11 protein-coding genes are annotated in these 14,527 nt (G+C 76.6%); 2 read left to right on the top strand and 9 right to left on the bottom strand.

What is annotated here, in order from left to right; all coding sequences use genetic code 11:
- Positions 1 to 131: 131 nt before the first annotated feature.
- The 9 genes from ACI78U_RS19285 to ACI78U_RS19245 form a co-directional block, all read right to left on the bottom strand.
- Positions 132 to 1,127 carry a D-alanine--D-alanine ligase family protein gene (locus ACI78U_RS19285; RefSeq protein ID WP_456877005.1) on the bottom strand — a complete coding sequence of 332 codons (996 nt, stop codon included), beginning with the start codon at positions 1,125 to 1,127 and terminating at the stop codon, positions 132 to 134.
- A complete protein-coding gene (locus ACI78U_RS19280; RefSeq protein ID WP_456877004.1) occupies positions 1,124 to 2,533 on the bottom strand; it encodes an aminotransferase-like domain-containing protein in 1,410 nt (469 codons plus the stop codon). The genes ACI78U_RS19285 and ACI78U_RS19280 overlap by 4 nt, the downstream gene beginning before the upstream one ends.
- A gap of 103 nt (positions 2,534 to 2,636) precedes the next feature.
- Complete coding sequence (locus ACI78U_RS19275) at positions 2,637 to 3,755, bottom strand: N-acetylmuramoyl-L-alanine amidase (protein WP_456877003.1); 1,119 nt, start codon at positions 3,753 to 3,755, stop codon at positions 2,637 to 2,639.
- A 138-nt stretch (positions 3,756 to 3,893) separates the two neighbouring features.
- Positions 3,894 to 4,223 (bottom strand): thioredoxin, encoded by a 330-nt coding sequence (gene trxA / locus ACI78U_RS19270; protein WP_089405465.1) that lies wholly within the window; start codon positions 4,221 to 4,223, stop codon positions 3,894 to 3,896.
- Positions 4,224 to 4,306: 83 nt separating this feature from the next.
- Positions 4,307 to 5,317 carry a thioredoxin-disulfide reductase gene (trxB, locus tag ACI78U_RS19265; protein WP_456877002.1) on the bottom strand — a complete coding sequence of 337 codons (1,011 nt, stop codon included), beginning with the start codon at positions 5,315 to 5,317 and terminating at the stop codon, positions 4,307 to 4,309.
- 65 nt (positions 5,318 to 5,382) lie between these two features.
- Complete coding sequence (locus ACI78U_RS19260) at positions 5,383 to 7,008, bottom strand: hypothetical protein (protein ID WP_456877001.1); 1,626 nt, start codon at positions 7,006 to 7,008, stop codon at positions 5,383 to 5,385.
- A gap of 83 nt (positions 7,009 to 7,091) precedes the next feature.
- The gene (murJ, locus tag ACI78U_RS19255; RefSeq protein WP_456877000.1) at positions 7,092 to 9,194 is read right to left on the bottom strand and encodes a murein biosynthesis integral membrane protein MurJ; all 2,103 of its coding nucleotides are present in this window, start codon (positions 9,192 to 9,194) and stop codon (positions 7,092 to 7,094) included.
- Positions 9,191 to 11,470 carry a DUF6049 family protein gene (locus ACI78U_RS19250; protein ID WP_456876999.1) on the bottom strand — a complete coding sequence of 760 codons (2,280 nt, stop codon included), beginning with the start codon at positions 11,468 to 11,470 and terminating at the stop codon, positions 9,191 to 9,193. The genes murJ and ACI78U_RS19250 overlap by 4 nt, the downstream gene beginning before the upstream one ends.
- An 88-nt stretch (positions 11,471 to 11,558) precedes the next feature.
- A complete protein-coding gene (locus tag ACI78U_RS19245; protein ID WP_456876998.1) occupies positions 11,559 to 12,035 on the bottom strand; it encodes an NUDIX hydrolase in 477 nt (158 codons plus the stop codon).
- A 42-nt stretch (positions 12,036 to 12,077) separates the two neighbouring features.
- Between ACI78U_RS19245 and ACI78U_RS19240 the strand changes: the two genes are divergently transcribed.
- Together ACI78U_RS19240 and ACI78U_RS19235 are read left to right on the top strand one after the other, a co-directional pair.
- Positions 12,078 to 13,532 carry a CCA tRNA nucleotidyltransferase gene (locus ACI78U_RS19240; RefSeq protein ID WP_456876997.1) on the top strand — a complete coding sequence of 485 codons (1,455 nt, stop codon included), beginning with the start codon at positions 12,078 to 12,080 and terminating at the stop codon, positions 13,530 to 13,532.
- Between the two features lie 126 nt (positions 13,533 to 13,658).
- Complete coding sequence (locus tag ACI78U_RS19235) at positions 13,659 to 14,486, top strand: matrixin family metalloprotease (protein WP_456876996.1); 828 nt, start codon at positions 13,659 to 13,661, stop codon at positions 14,484 to 14,486.
- The last annotated feature ends 41 nt before the right edge of the window (positions 14,487 to 14,527 follow it).

Here is a 14,527-nt window from a genome sequence, read left to right as displayed (position 1 = left end):
CCCCCCCCCCCACCCCCCCCCCCCCCCCCCCCCCCCCCCCCCCCCCGCCCCCCCCCCCCCCCCCCCCCCCCCCCCCCCCCCCCCCCCCCCCCCCCCCCCCCCCCCCCCCCCCCCCCCCCGCTTCGCTGTGTTCAGCGGGAGGTGCGGGCCCGCCGGGTGAGCAGTTCGGAGAGGACCTCGCCGAGGTCGCGGCCGGCGGCCTCGACCGCCATGGGGAACATCGACGTCTCGGTCAGCCCCGGGGAGACGTTCACCTCGAGGAAGTGCACCTCGCCGTCGGGAGCCACGATCGCGTCGGTGCGCGAGAGGTCGGCCAGCCCCAGCGCCCGGTGCACCCGCACCGCCAGGTCGGCCGCGCGGGCGGCGACGTCGTCGGACAGCCGCGCGGGGGCGTGGTACTCGGTGAGGCCGGGGGTGTACCGGGCGGTGTAGTCGAAGACGCCGGACTCGGGCGCGATCTCCACCGCGGGCAGCGCCTCGGGGCCCTCCCCCAGGTCGACCACCGACAGCGCCACCTCGACGCCGTCGACGAAGCGCTCCACCAGCACCGTGTCGCCGTAGGCGAAGCAGCTGACCATCGCGGCAGGCAGGTCCTCGACCCGGGTGACCTTCTGCGCGCCGAGCGCGGAGCCACCGGAGGCGGGCTTGACCATCAGCGGCAGCCCGAGGCGGGCCACGATGAGGTCGAGCACCGCGCCGGCGCCCAATTCGCGGAAGGTGCTGTGCGGCAGCGCGACCCAGTCCGGGGTCGCCAGGCCCGCGGTGCGCACGACCGACTTGGCGGCCGGCTTGTCCCAGGCCAGGCGGCAGGCCGCGGCCGGGGAGCCGACGTAGGGGACGCCGGCGAGGTCCAGGACCGCGCGCAGGGCGCCGTCCTCTCCGGTGGCGCCGTGCAGGGCGATGAACACCGCGTCGGCGGGCGCGGCGGCCAGTCCGGGCAGCAGGTCGGCGTCGGCGTCGCGGAGCTCCGCCTCGACCCCGACGCGGAACAGCTCCTCGACCACCTGGGTGCCCGAGGACAGGCTGACCTCGCGCTCGAAGGTCAGGCCACCGGCCAGGACGACGGCGCGCAGGGGGGTCTCCTCGGCGGCTGGGGTGGGGACGGGCGGTGCGGCTGGCTCGCTCACGGGTGGGGGTCCTCGATCCGGTCGCTGCTGGCGGGGCCGACGATCGTCGCCGGGCCGGCACCGGACCGGCCGACGGCGCGGAACGTGCCGGTGTCGACGGCGTCGAAGGTGGAGTGCAGGTCCAGCTCGGCCTCGATGACCCGGGCCAGCCGGCGCACGCCCTCCCGGATCTGGTCGGGCTCGGGGTAGCAGTAGGACAGCCGCATGTACTCCCGCCCGGAGCCGTCGGCGTAGAAGCCGATGCCGGGGACGTAGGCGACGTGCGCGCCCACCGCCCGCGGCTGCATGAGCTTGGAGTCCAGGCCGTCCGGCAGCCGGAGCCACACGTAGAAGCCGCCGTCGGGGCGGGTCCAGGTGGTGCCCGGGGGCATGAGCGCGTCGAGCGACTCCAGCGTGGCGTCGCGGCGCTCGCGGTAGAGCTCGGTGAACAGCTTGATCTGCTCGCGCCAGGGCTGGGTGTCCAGGTACCGCGCGACCGCGTACTGGGTGAGCGAGGGCGGGCAGAGCACCTGGGCCTCGGTGGCGAGCACCAGCTTCTCGCGGACGGCGAGCGGCGCGAGCACCCAGCCGACCCGCAGCCCGGGGGAGAAGGTCTTGGAGAACGAGCCGAGGTAGACCACCCGCTGGGCGTTGCGGGCCCGCAGCGCGCGCATCGGCTCGTGGTCGAAGCCGAGCAGGCCGTAGGGGTTGTCCTCGATGACCAGCAGGTCGTAGCGGTCGGCGATGTCGATGACAGCCTGGCGGCGCGGCTCGGAGAGCGTCACGCCGGCCGGGTTGTGGAAGTTGGGCACCGTGTAGAGGAACTTGACCCGGTCGCCGTTGGCGCGGCACTCGAGCAGCGCCTGCTCCAGCGCCTCGGGGACCAGCCCGTCGTCGTCCATGGTCACGTGCCGCACCCGGGCCTCGGCGGCCTGGAAGACGCCGAGCGCGCCGACGTAGGACGGGCCCTCGGCGAGGATGACGTCGCCGGGGTCGACGAACACGCGGGTGACCAGGTCCAGGGCCTGCTGGGAGCCGACGGTCACCACGACCTCGCTGGGCGAGGCGTCGGTGATGCCCTCCAGCGCCATGACGTCGCAGATGCGCTCGCGCAGCCGGGGGTCGCCCTGGCCGGACCCGTACTGCAGGGTCTGTGCGCCCATCCCGCTGACGAGTTCACCGATCATCGAGCCGACGGCGTCGAGCGGGAGTGCGGTGACCGCGGGCATGCCGCCGGCCAGCGAGACCACCTCGGGCCGGCTGACGACCGAGAAGAGGGCGCGGATCTCCGAGCTCTTCATGCCGTGCGTGCGGGCTGCGTACCGGTCGGCCAGCGGGTCCAGCCGCGGGTGGCGGGGCACCACGTGCCCGTGCTGCTGCGGCGGCGTGCGGTGCGGCTGGCCGTGCGACGGCGGGAGGGAGGCCACGGACCGAGTGTAGGGACGGGCGGGGTGTGCCTCCTCCGACACGGCGGGTGAGACGGACCCGTCCGGTCCCGCCGTCCCACGCGCCCCAGGAGTGCGCGGTGCGCTACGCCCGCTGGGGCAGGACGAAGGTGCCGGTGGGCGGGTCGGCCTCGGCGGGCAGGAAGAGCCGCTGGACGGCGGCCAGGACGGCGGAGGCGACCGTGCCGCGCAGCCGGGCGTCGAGCAGCAGCAGCCGGTCGACCGGGTGGGACAGGTATCCGCAGTCCAGCCGGACGGCGGGCATGCGGGTCCACCGCAGCAGGTCCCAGGTCTTGGGGTGCCCGCCCAGGTCCAGCATGCCGGTGCGGGCCACGACCTCGCGGCGGGCGAGGTCGGCGAACCGCTCCCCCACCGTCGACGACGTCCCCGAGCCGGTGCCGTAGTAGTAGCTGGCCACCCCGCGGGCGTGTGGTGAGCCGTGCGAGTCCATGTGCAGCGAGATGAACAGGTCGGCGCGGGCGTCGTTGGCGAAGGCGGTCCGCTGCTCGGGCGTGGGGTCCTGGTCCCGGCCGCGGGTGAGGTAGACCGTGGCGCCGGCGGCGGCCAGCCGGCCCTCGATCCGGCGGGCCACGTCGAGCACCAGGTCGGCCTCGGTGGTCTCGCCGGCGGTGAACCCGGTGTCCTCGCCGCCGTGCCCGGGGTCGACGACGATCCGCCGGCCGATCAGGTGCGGCCCGCTGTCGACGAGGCTCGCGCTCTGCCGGAGCAGCTGCGGGCGGCCGCCGGTGACCTTGCGGCCGAGCTGGCGCAGCGCCCGCAGGGTCGCCGGCCCGCACGTGCCGTCGGGGGTCAGCCCGTAGTCGCGCTGGAAGGCCCGCAGCCCGGTCTCGGTCTCCCGGCCGAAGATGCCGTCGGCGCGGCCGGCGTCGTAGCCGAGCTCGAGCAGGCGCTCCTGCAGGCCGGTGACGTCGTCGCCGCGCACGGGCCGCTCGGGGTCGTGGTGCAGCAGCCGGTCGCCGAGCGACCAGCGGGCCTCCGACAGCGCCCGGTAGGTCTCCTCGCCGACCCGGCCGTCGACCGACAGCCCGCGCACCTGCTGGAAGTGGCGGACGGCGAGCTCGGTGGCCTGGTCGTAGACCTCGGTCGCCGCCCCGGCGGCGGGCTGCAGCAGGCCGAGGCTGCGCAGCGCGGACTGGACGTCGGCCACCGCCGGTCCGTGGTCTCCCGGACGCAGCGGTTCCATGCTGCTGTCGTTACCCATCGTGCGGACGATTGTCCCGTGCGCGACCCCGACCGGCCCAGCGGGGTCTCCCCTGCGCGTCCCCGGAGACGGCGAGGGCCCGCTCCTCCGGGTGGAGGAACGGGCCCTGGCAGAGGGGTCTTACCGGATGTAGTCGGCGAGGTCGGAGAGGATCGCGCCCTTGGGCTTGGCGCCGATGATGCTCTTCACCGGCTTGCCGCCCTGGAAGACGGTCATCGTCGGGATCGACATGACCTGGTAGTCCCGGGCGATCTGCGGGTTCTCGTCGATGTTGAGCTTGGCGATGGTGAGCTTCTCGCCGTGCTCCTTGGCGATCTCCTCCAGCACGGGGGCGACCATCTTGCACGGCCCGCACCACTCCGCCCAGAAGTCGACGAGGACGGGCTTGTCGCTGCCCAGCACCTCGTTGGCGAAGGTCGCGTCGGTGACCGTCACGGTGTTGCCTGCCATGGTCGTTCTCCCTCTCGGTCTGTCGAGGTCTGGGGTGGGCCTCCGGGGGTGAGAACCCCGGAGTGCCGTGGGGTATGCCCGGATCAGCGCTCGTCGAAGGTCTCGGCCAGCCAGCGCTCGGCGTCGATGGCCGCGGCGGCACCGGTGCCGGCCGAGGTGATCGCCTGGCGGTACACGTGGTCGACCACGTCACCGCAGGCGAAGACGCCGTCGATGTTCGTCCGGGTGGTGGGGTGCTCGACCTGGATGTAGCCCTCGTCGTCGACCTTGAGCTGGCCGACGAACAGCTCGCTGCGCGGGTCGTGGCCGATGGCCACGAACACGCCGGAGGTGGGCATCTCCTCGGTGGCGCCGCTGACGACGTCGGTGAGCTGGACGCCGGAGACGGTCTGGTCGCCGAGGACGTCGGTGACCTGCTTGCCGAGCTGCCAGCGGATCTTCTCGTTGTCCTGGGCGCGCTTCTGCATGATCTTCGAGGCGCGCAGCTCCTCGCGGCGGTGGACGACCGTCACGCTCCGGGCGAAGCGGGTGAGGAAGGTGGCCTCCTCCATCGCGGAGTCGCCACCACCGACCACGACGATGTCCTGGTCGCGGAAGAAGAAGCCGTCACAGGTGGCACAGGCGGACACGCCGCGGCCGAGCAGGCGCTGCTCGTTCTCCAGGCCCAGGTACCGGTACTTCGAGCCGGTGGCCACGATCACCGCGTGCGCCCGGTGCACCTCGTCGCCGACCTTGACCACCTTCGGCGTGGCGGTGAGGTCGACCTCGGTGACGTCGCGGGCGACCAGCTCGGCGCCGAAGCGCTCGGCCTGGGTGCGCATGTCGTCCATCAGCTGCGGGCCCTGGATGCCCTCCGGGAACCCGGGGAAGTTCTCGACCTCGGTCGTGGTCATCAGGGCGCCACCGAACTGGGAGCCCTCGAAGACCAGCGGGTGCAGGTTGGCCCGCGCGGCGTAGACCGCCGCCGTGTACCCGGCGGGGCCCGACCCGATGATGATCAGGTCACGGACGCCGTCGTGCTCCGCCGGCGGGATCACCGGCGCGGTGATCTCGGTGGTCGTGGCGGGGCCAGGGGTCGGCTGGGGGTGGGTCACGCGCGGCACAACGCCCCATCCTAGTGCCGCATTCCCCCATCAGGGCCGGTGGAGGGCGGTGTGGCTCACCCGGCGGGGGTGACGGCGACCTCGGCGAGGGCCCCGGCGAACCCGTCCTCGGCGGGCACCAGACCGGTCACCCACACCAGCACGTACCGCGTGGTCACCGGCTCGTCGAAGGACAGCTCGGCGGTGCCGTCGACGGTGCCGGCGGCGGCGACGGGGAAGGACTCCAGGTCGCCGTCGGGTGCCTCGCCGGTGCGGACCTCCACGGTGATGCCCGCGGTGGGCGTCGTCAGGGTCACCCCGCCGACCGGCTGGGCCGAGCCGAGGTCGAGGACGAGCCCGACGCCGGGCTTGAGGTTGCCGAAGGCGGGTGAGCCCCGGTAGCTCAGCGTCGACCACGCGGTGGCCGGGTCCCCGTCGAGGGCCAGCGGCACGTCGCCGTCGTTCTCGGACGCCCCGTCGCCGAAGGGGTCGAAGACCGCGCCGGAGGCGACGGCCAGGGGTGCGCCGGGGGCCGCGGAGGGCACGGCGCTCGCCGAGGCCGCGGCGCTGCTCGACGACGGCGACGGCGTGACCGGCCGGCGGTCCACGTCGTCGGCCACCGACAGCAGGTTCGTGCCCACCCACCAGGCCAGCAGCACGACGACGGCGAGCGCGGCCAGCGGCAGCCCGGCGACCAGCAGCCGGCGGGAGGACCGCGACCGGCCGCCGCCCTCGTCGTCGTCGGCGGCGTCGAACAGGACCGGGTCGTCGTCGGCCGCGTCGTCGGGAGAGCGCAGGGGCGGGACCGGCGGGAGGACGCCGGGGCCCATCCGCTGCGGCCGGTCCTCGGGCTCCGGTGCGACGACCGGGGTCGCCACCGTCGCGTCCCCCGCGCTGTCCGCCTGCTCGGCGTCCCGGTACTCGCGTAGCCGGCGCAGCCAGCCGCTGTCGCTCTCGTCCCGGTCACGGACCGGCACGGAGGCGTGGCCCCCGCTGCGCGGCCGCTCGGCCAGCAGGGCGGCCATCGCGGCGGCGCTGGCCAGCCCCGCACCCGGCTCGGTGGACCGCGCCCGCCGCACGAGGGCGGCCAGGTCGGGCTGGGCGATGACCGGGGGCGGCGCGGCGACGCCGTCGGGACCGGCGAGGCCGGCGCGGCGGCCGGTCAGGCAGTACTCGAGCAGGGCGCCCAGCGCGGCGATGTCCTCCTGGACGCTGCCGGTGGCGGCCGGGACGGCGCGCAGCCCGACCAGCCCGTTGGGCCGCAGCACGATGGTCTCGGGGCTCAGCCCGCCGACGGCCAGGCCGACCCGGTGCGCCTCGGCCACGCCCTCGGCCAGCCGGCGCAGCACCGTGCGGGCCTGCCGCTCGTCCATCGGGCCGTCCGCGAGCCGGTCGGCGAGGGTCTGGCCCTCGATCCACTCGTTGACGACGTAGGCGACCCCACCCGCACCGCCGGTGCCCTCGGAGGCGTCGTAGACCATCGCCAGGGCGGGCGTGGCCAGCCCGCCGGCGGTCAGTGCACGGGCGATCCAGGCCCGCGCCGCCGGCCCGCCGGGCACGTGCACGCGGATGGCGACGTCGCGGTTGAGGACGCGGTCGCGGGCCCGCCAGCAGTGGATGACGCCGGTGCCGGTCTGCTCCTCGGGGCCGACCTGGTCCAGCGGCCGGTAGCGGTCGGGGAGCCCGGTGATCGTGGACGTCACGGACGCTGCCGACCCCCTGTCCCTGTCCGGCCGGTGGCGTGCTGCCCCGGGGCCGGTGCCGTCGCCCGCCGGCCGGTCGGCGCTCATCCGCGGCCCAGCCGCGCGCGGACGGCGGCGAGGGGCTCCCGGAGCTCCGGGACGCGGGCGAGCACGAACCCGGCCAGGGCCGTGACACCGACGACCACGGTACCGATCACGAGGGTACCGAGCGAGCCTGCCACGGACGTACCGAAGGCGTCCTCGGTCACCCCGGTCACCAGCCAGCCCAGCAGGCCGGCGACGACCGAGGCCAGGACCATCCACAGCACCGGGCCGAGGGTCTCGCGGGTGCGCAGCCCGCCGAGCCTGCGCTGCAGCGCCACGTGCCCGAACACCCACCCGGCGAGGTAGGTGAGGCTGGTGGCCAGCATCAGCCCGGCGACGACGTGCTCGGGCCCGACGACCGCCGGGACGAGCAGCAGCAGCGGCACCCGGACCAGCACCATGCCGACCTGGATGAGCGTGGGCGTGCGGGCGTCCTTCATGGCGTAGAAGACCCGCAGCTGCAGCAGCGTCACCGCCATGGGCAGCAGGCCGAAGGCGCCGACCGCGAGCGCCGCACCGATGCCCTGGGCCTCCTCCACCGAGGTGTTGCCGCGGGCGAAGGCGACGGTGGCCAGCTCCGGGCCCAGCACGGTCAGCGCCGCGGCCACCGGCAGCAGCCCCAGCGCCGACAGCCGGGTGCCCAGGGCGAGGTCCTGCACGACGCCGGGCACGTCGGAGCGGGCGGCGGCGCGGCTCATCCGCGGCACCAGGGCGGTCAGCAGCGCGACGCCGATGATCCCGTAGGGCATCTGGAACAGCAGGCTGGCGATGGCCAGCGCACTGGACCCCAGGCCGCCCTCGCGGGTGGCGGCGTTCGCGATGCGGGTGGCCACCACCACGCCGACCTGGCTGACGGCGACGTAGCCGACCACCCACAGCCCCAGGCCGCCCACCTCGCGCAGGCCGATGCCCCGCAGGTTCCACCGGGGCCGCAGCGGCACGCCGGCGCGGCGCAGCAGGGGCACGAGCACCAGCGCCTGCACGGCGATCCCGAGCAGCGTGCCGCCGCCGAGCAGCCAGACCTGGCCGGGCGTGATGGTCGCCGGGGTGAGGTCACCGGGCCCGGCGGCCATCAGGAAGAGCACGCCGATGGCGATGACGACGAGGTTGTTGAGCACCGGCGCCCAGGCGGGCGGCCCGAAGACGCCGCGGGAGTTGAGGATCGCCTGGGCGAGTGCGCCGATGCCGTAGAACACGATCTCGAGCAGCAGGATCCGCGCCAGCCAGTTGGCCAGCCGCACCTGTTCCTCGTCGCCCTGGATGCCGTAGAGCGCGGTGAGCAGCGGGGCGACCGCGACGGCGACGGCGGTGACCACCACCAGCCCGGCGATGGCCACGGTGGACAGCCGCTGGGCGTAGGACACCCCGCCGTCCCGGTCGCGTTCCTGGGCGTGCACCAGCAGCGGCACGATGACCGAGGTGAGGACCCCGCCGAGCAGCAGCTCGTAGACGATGTTGGGCAGCGTGTTGGCGGTGTTGTAGGCGTCGTTGACCAGGCCGACGCCCAGCGCCGCGGCCAGCACGACGGTGCGCAGCAGTCCGGTGACGCGGGAGACCAGCGTGGCCACCGCCATCGTGCCCGCCGCGCGCAGGATGCCCCGGCTGGCGCCGGGGGCGCCCTCCCGCCGGCGGGCCTCCTCCTCGGTCTCCCCCTCCGGCGGCCGCGGCACCGGCGGCAGCACCAGCATCGGGAGGACCTGGGTCTCCTCGGCCGGCAGGAAGCGGTGGCGCACCGGCGGCGGCACCGGCGGCAGCGGCCGGGGGGTGCGCCGGACGTCCGCGGGCGGTGCGGCGGGCGGCCGGGCGCCGGTCCGCGGCGGCGGGGAGGGCGGCCGGCCGGCCGGGGAGCGCCCGGGCGCCGCGTCCGGGCGCGGCCGGGCCGGCGGCGGGACCGGGGGTACCGGACGGCGGGCCGGCGAGGCGGGCAGCCGCGAGTCCGGCGGCGGCGCGACCGGGTAGGGCGGCGGGGGGAGCGGCGGCCGGCTCGAGCGCTCGGTGCGGTCCGGACGCTCGGTGCGGTCCCGCGCACCGGAGGTGGGCGGGACCGGCGGCAGCGGCCGCTGCGCGGGGGCGTCCTCCTCGCTGCGGGGCCCGCCGCTCACACCGGGCTCCGGCTGGGCGGGAACGACGCGCCGGCCGGCTCGGCCGCGTCCTGCTCGCGGCCGCGCCGGCGCAGGTACCGCACGCCGCGGCGCAGGAACAGCAGGCCGAGCAGCGCGGCGGCGCCGATGGTGATCGACAGCGAGATGGTGCCGTAGGCGGTGCTGCGCACCTGGATGGCGACGTCCTCGCCCAGCGGCCGGCCGCCGGGCGTGGTCAGACCCGCGGTGACGGCGAACCGTCCGGACTGGCGGACCTCGGTGGGGATCTCCACCGTCGTCCGCTGCCCGGGCGCCACCTCCTGCGGGCCCGGGTCGCCGATGGTCAGGCCGACGTTGTCGCGGGTGCGGACGTCGAGCAGCACCCGCACGGGGAAGGGCAGGTCGTTCTGCACGGTGAGCACCAGCGGGGCGTCGCTGGAGGCCAGGCTGTAGGTGCCGTCGGCCGGAGCGAGCAGGGTGACCTGCTGGCGCAGGTCCTCGACGGTGTCGCGCAGGTCGGCCGCCGCCGTCCGGAAGGCGGCCGGCTCGTCGCGCCAGGCCGACGACGCGGTGCGGGCCAGCGCGGCGTCGTACGGGGCCAGTTCGGTGGCGGGGTCGCTGGTCACCGCTCCGGCGAGGTCGTCGCGCAGGCTCGCGGCGGCGACGACGTCGGCCAGGCCCTGGGGGTCGAGCAGGGCGGCGTCCGCGGGTTCGAGCGGCGTGCCGGCGTCGGTGACCGGCCCGGCCGCGAGGTCGGTGAGCGAGGCGGGGCGCAGGCCCGGCAGCGCGGTGTCGGCGATCATCGCGGCGACGGTCTCGGGGTCGGGGTCGACGTCGCGCGGCGCGGCGACGAGCACCGACTGGCCGGCCGGGTCGGCGACCGGCTGCTGGGAGAGCAGGACCAGCTCGGCGAGGTAGCGCTGCTCGGCCACCCGGGGCCCGCCGGCGGTGCTCCGGGTGGCGCCGGCCAGGCCGGACAGGCCGCTGTCGGCCACCAGCGCCTCGACCGGGCCCTCGGCGCCGGGCAGGGTGGTGCGGGCCGCCGCGCCGCCGCCGGCGAGGCCGAGCGCGGCCTCACCCGTGGTCAGGGCGCCGGAGGCGACGACGACCTGCTCGACGCCGCCGTCGCTGAGCGTGCCGAGGGTCTCGGGCCGCAGCGAGCCGCCGGCGGCCCAGGCGAGGTCGGTGCGCGGCGCGACGCCGAGCACCTCCTCGACGAGGGCGGCACCGGCAGGTCCCGGGGAGTCGGCGGAGACGGTGCCCTCGGGCCTGCCGTCGGTGGGGTCCCCGCCCTCCCCCGTGGCCGGCGCCGGAGCGGCCGCGGGCAGGCTGCGGGTGAGCGCCGCGGGCAGGCCGGCCGACTGCAGCGCGTCGGCGTCGACGTCGCCGTAGGACAGCGCGACGACGGGGTGCTCGGCGGCCACGGCGCGCAGCCGCTCGAGCCAGGCCGCGGCCGCCTCGGTGCCGGTGCCCGCGCCCTCCTCGCCCGCGACGTCATAGGGCCCCTCGGCCATGAGCGCGAGCTCCTCGACCAGCGCCGGGTCGACGGCCACGCTGACCGGGGCGACGGGGGTGGTCGTGGGCGCGCCCGGCCCGAGCGCGGTGGGCAGCCGCTCGAGCACCTCCAGCGCCCGGTCGAGCCGGCCGCCCTCGGACACCAGGCCGGTGAGGTCGTCGTCGACGAACCCGCCCGAGGCGTCGCGGTGGGTGCGCTCGACCAGCGGCCACAGCCAGGCCACCGCGGTCGCGGCGGCGGGGGCGGCGGTCTGCTGCACCACGGAGGTGGTCACCTCGCCGACCCGCCGCGGGTCGCCGTCGGCCCCGGTCCCGTTGACGTTGAGCAGCACCGGGTAGACGCCGTCGCGGTCCATGGCCAGGTCGGCGGTGGTGGCCGTGTAGGTGAACGGCAGCGAGGCGCCCGGCCCCAGCGGGGCGGGCAGCGGCACGAAGGGCGTGACGGCCGCCGACACCGGGTCGGGGTCGACGTCGGCGGCGAGGAGTTCGGCCCGGGTGGTGACCACCTCGCCGCGCTGCAGGCGGATGCCGAGGTCGGTGAGCGTCTCGTCGCCGGCGTTGGTGAGCGTGCCGGCCAGCGTGACCGTGCCACCGGGCGCGACCGTGCGCGGGTCGAGGCGGGTCAGCTCGACGGTCACCGGGCGCTCGGGGTCGCCGGGGGGTGCGGGCCGCGACGGCGCGGTCGGCGTGGGCGGCGTCGTGGGGGCGGCGGCGGCCGGCGCCGCCGCCGGCCCCGCGAGCAGCGGGAGGGCCAGCAGCGCGGTGGTCAGGACGCGGCGCACGCGGTCACCGCGGCGCGTCCCGGTCCTCCCGCGCCGGCCGGCCCCGGCGGCGGGGGTGCTGTGCCTGGGACGGACCTCGCGCGAGCGGTCACGCACTGTCGGCGAGCAGCGCCGGCGCCCGCTCGACCAGCGCACGCTCGTCGGCGTAGGCCAGCCGGTCGCTCAGCTCGTCGAGGGGCACCCAGGCGACCTCGGTCACCTCGACGTCGGCGTCGGAGAGGGCACCGCCGATGGCGCGCAGCAGGAAGTGGTGCACGGTCTTGTGGACGCGCCGGCCCTCGGCGACGAACCAGAAGTCGATGATCCCGAGCGGGGCGAGGACCTCACCGATGATCCCGGTCTCCTCGGCGACCTCGCGGACCGCGGTGTCCTCCGGGGTCTCGCCCTCCTCGATGTGCCCCTTGGGCAGCGACCACAGCAGCCGGCCCCGGCGGTCGGTGCGGCCGATGAGCGCGGCGCGGGGGCCGGAGATGCCGTCGTCGGCGACCACCAGGCCCCCGGCGGAGGTCTCGTCGACCCGGCGCAGTCGGCGGCCGGGGCGCCCTCGTCCACCGGTCCCTCCCATGCCAGGAGGGTAGCGCGAGACGCCGCACTACCCTGGCTCGTCGTGTCCGGTGTGCCCCCGGCGGTCCAGCAGACCGTGCGCGACCTCGTCGACGTCTCGCCCGTGCTCGTCGAGCTCGGCGAGCGGTTCGCCGCGGCCGGCTTCGAGGCGCACCTGGTGGGCGGCTCGGTGCGCGATGCGCTGCTGGCCGCCGGGAGCGGCGCCGCGCCCCCCGCCGGCGACCTCGACGTCACCACCGACGCCCGGCCCGAGCAGGTGCTGCGGCTGCTGCGCGGCTGGGCGGGTTCCACGTGGAACCAGGGCATCGCCTTCGGCACCGTGGGCGCCGAGATCCGCGGCACCCGGGTCGAGATCACCACGTTCCGCGCCGACCGCTACGACCGGGAGTCGCGGAACCCGGAGGTGGCCTGGGGGACGTCGCTGCGCGACGACCTCGCCCGCCGCGACTTCACGGTCAACGCCATGGCCGTCTCGCTGGGCCCCGACCGGACGGTGACCGATCCCTTCGGCGGCCTCGGCGACCTGCTGGCCCGGAGGCTGCGCACCCCCGGCGCGGCCACGGACTCCTTCGCCGACGACCCGCTGCGGATGCTGCGCGCGGTCCGCTTCGTCGCCCAGCTCGGCGTCACGCCCGTCGACGAGGTGGTCGAGGCGCTCATCGCGATGTCCGGGGAGCTGGCCCGGATCACGCCGGAGCGGGTGCAGGCCGAGCTGTCCCGGACGCTGCTGCAGGACGCCCCGCGCGCGGCGCTGGAGCTGTTCGTGTCCACCGGCCTCGCCGACGTCGTCCTGCCGGAACTGCCGGCGCTGCGGATGGAGATCGACGAGCACCACCAGCACAAGGACGTCTACTCCCACTCGCTGACCGTGCTGGACCGGGCCATCGCGCTGGAGCGGGCCGATCCCGACGCGCCGTCGCCGGACCTGGTGCTGCGGCTGGCCGCGCTCCTGCACGACGTCGGCAAGCCCGCCACCCGCCGGCACGAGCCGCGCGGCCGGGTGTCCTTCCACCACCACGAGGTGGTCGGCGCCAAGCTGGTGCGCAAGCGACTGACCGCGCTGCGCTACCCCAAGGAGGTCGTCGAGGCGGTCGCCCGCCTGACCTTCCTGCACCTGCGGTTCCACGGCTACGGCCGCGGCGAGTGGACCGACTCGGCGGTGCGCCGCTACGTCACCGACGCCGGCGACCTGCTGCCCCGGCTGCACAAGCTGGTGCGCTCGGACTGCACGACGCGCAACAAGCGGCGGGCGGCGGCGCTGTCGGCGACCTACGACTCCCTGGAGCGGCGGATCGCCGAGCTGTCGGCGGCCGAGGACCTCGCCCGCGTGCGCCCCGACCTCGACGGCAACGCGATCATGGAGATCCTCGGCATCGGCCCGGGCCGCGAGGTCGGCGAGGCGTGGCGCTTCCTCAAGGACCTCCGCCTCGAGCGCGGCCCGCTCGACCCCGACGAGGCCGAGGCCGAGCTGCGCGCCTGGTGGGCCGCCCGCTCCTGATCCCTCCTCCGCCCGGGTGACACCACCCCGCGCGGTCTCCCCCGCCGCGCCGGACGCCGGTAGGACCGACGGCCGGGCCGCAGGGACGGGGGACGGGTGCACGGGCGATGTGTGCACGGGCGATGTGTGCACGGGCGGGGGCACGGCCGGGGGCTGCTCCGGGCAGCGCGCCGCCCCGGCCCGACCGCCGTCGCCGTCGGCTGCCTGGTCCTCGCGCTGACCGCGTGGTCGGTCCAGGACCCCGCCGGCGCCCCGCCGGAGACGGCGCCGGCCGCCGTCCCTGGCCAGCGGCCCACCCCGGGGGTCGGTGCCGCGCCGTCGCCGCTGGGCGTCCCGCCGCCGGCTCCGGCCCCCGGCGGCAGCTGGGCGTTCCTCGACCACCAGGCCGACGGCGTCACGCCGGTCGCCTACGACCCCTGCCGCGCCGTCCACTACGTCGTCGGCGCCGGCGACACCCCGCCGGACGCGGAGGCCCTCGTCGCCGACGCCGTCGCGGAGGTCGCCGCGGCCACCGGCCTGCGCTTCGTGCCCGAGGGCCGCACCGACGAGCGGGTCGGCCGCGACCGCCCGGCGTACCAGCCCGCCCGCTACGGGAATCGCTGGGCGCCGGTGCTGGTCTCCTTCGAGCCGCCGGCCGGCAACCCCGACGTCGGCGGCGGCGTCGCCGCCCGCGGCGGCAGCGAGGCCGTCTCCGCGGGCGGGCCGGCGGTCTACGTGACCGGCAGCGTCGTCGTCGACGCCGACTGGGCGGCCGGCGCGGCGGCCACGCCGGCGGGCCGAGCCGCGCTGCGGGCGGTGCTGGTGCACGAGCTCGCGCACGTGCTGGGCCTGGCCCACGTCGACGACCCCGGCGAGCTCATGCACGGGGCCAACGACGGGCAGCTCGACCTGGGCCCCGGGGACCGTGCCGGCCTGGCGCGGCTCGGCCGGGGCGCCTGCGAGCCCGCGCTGTAGGGACCTCCTCCCTCGGAGGGTCCGGGCGGGCTCCGGGCTGC

The sequence above is a fragment of the Geodermatophilus sp. SYSU D00710 genome (genome assembly GCF_054050195.1).
This window is presented reverse-complemented; position numbering and strand designations above follow the sequence as displayed.

Bases quoted from the DNA above. Each gene is read 5' to 3' on its own strand.
- ACI78U_RS19275 (WP_456877003.1), bottom strand. From the start codon at position 3,755: ATGGAACCGCTGCGTCCGGGAGACCACGGACCGGCGGTGGCCGACGTC.
- trxA (WP_089405465.1), bottom strand. From the start codon at position 4,223: ATGGCAGGCAACACCGTGACGGTCACCGACGCGACCTTCGCCAACGAG.
- ACI78U_RS19245 (WP_456876998.1), bottom strand. From the start codon at position 12,035: ATGGGAGGGACCGGTGGACGAGGGCGCCCCGGCCGCCGACTGCGCCGG.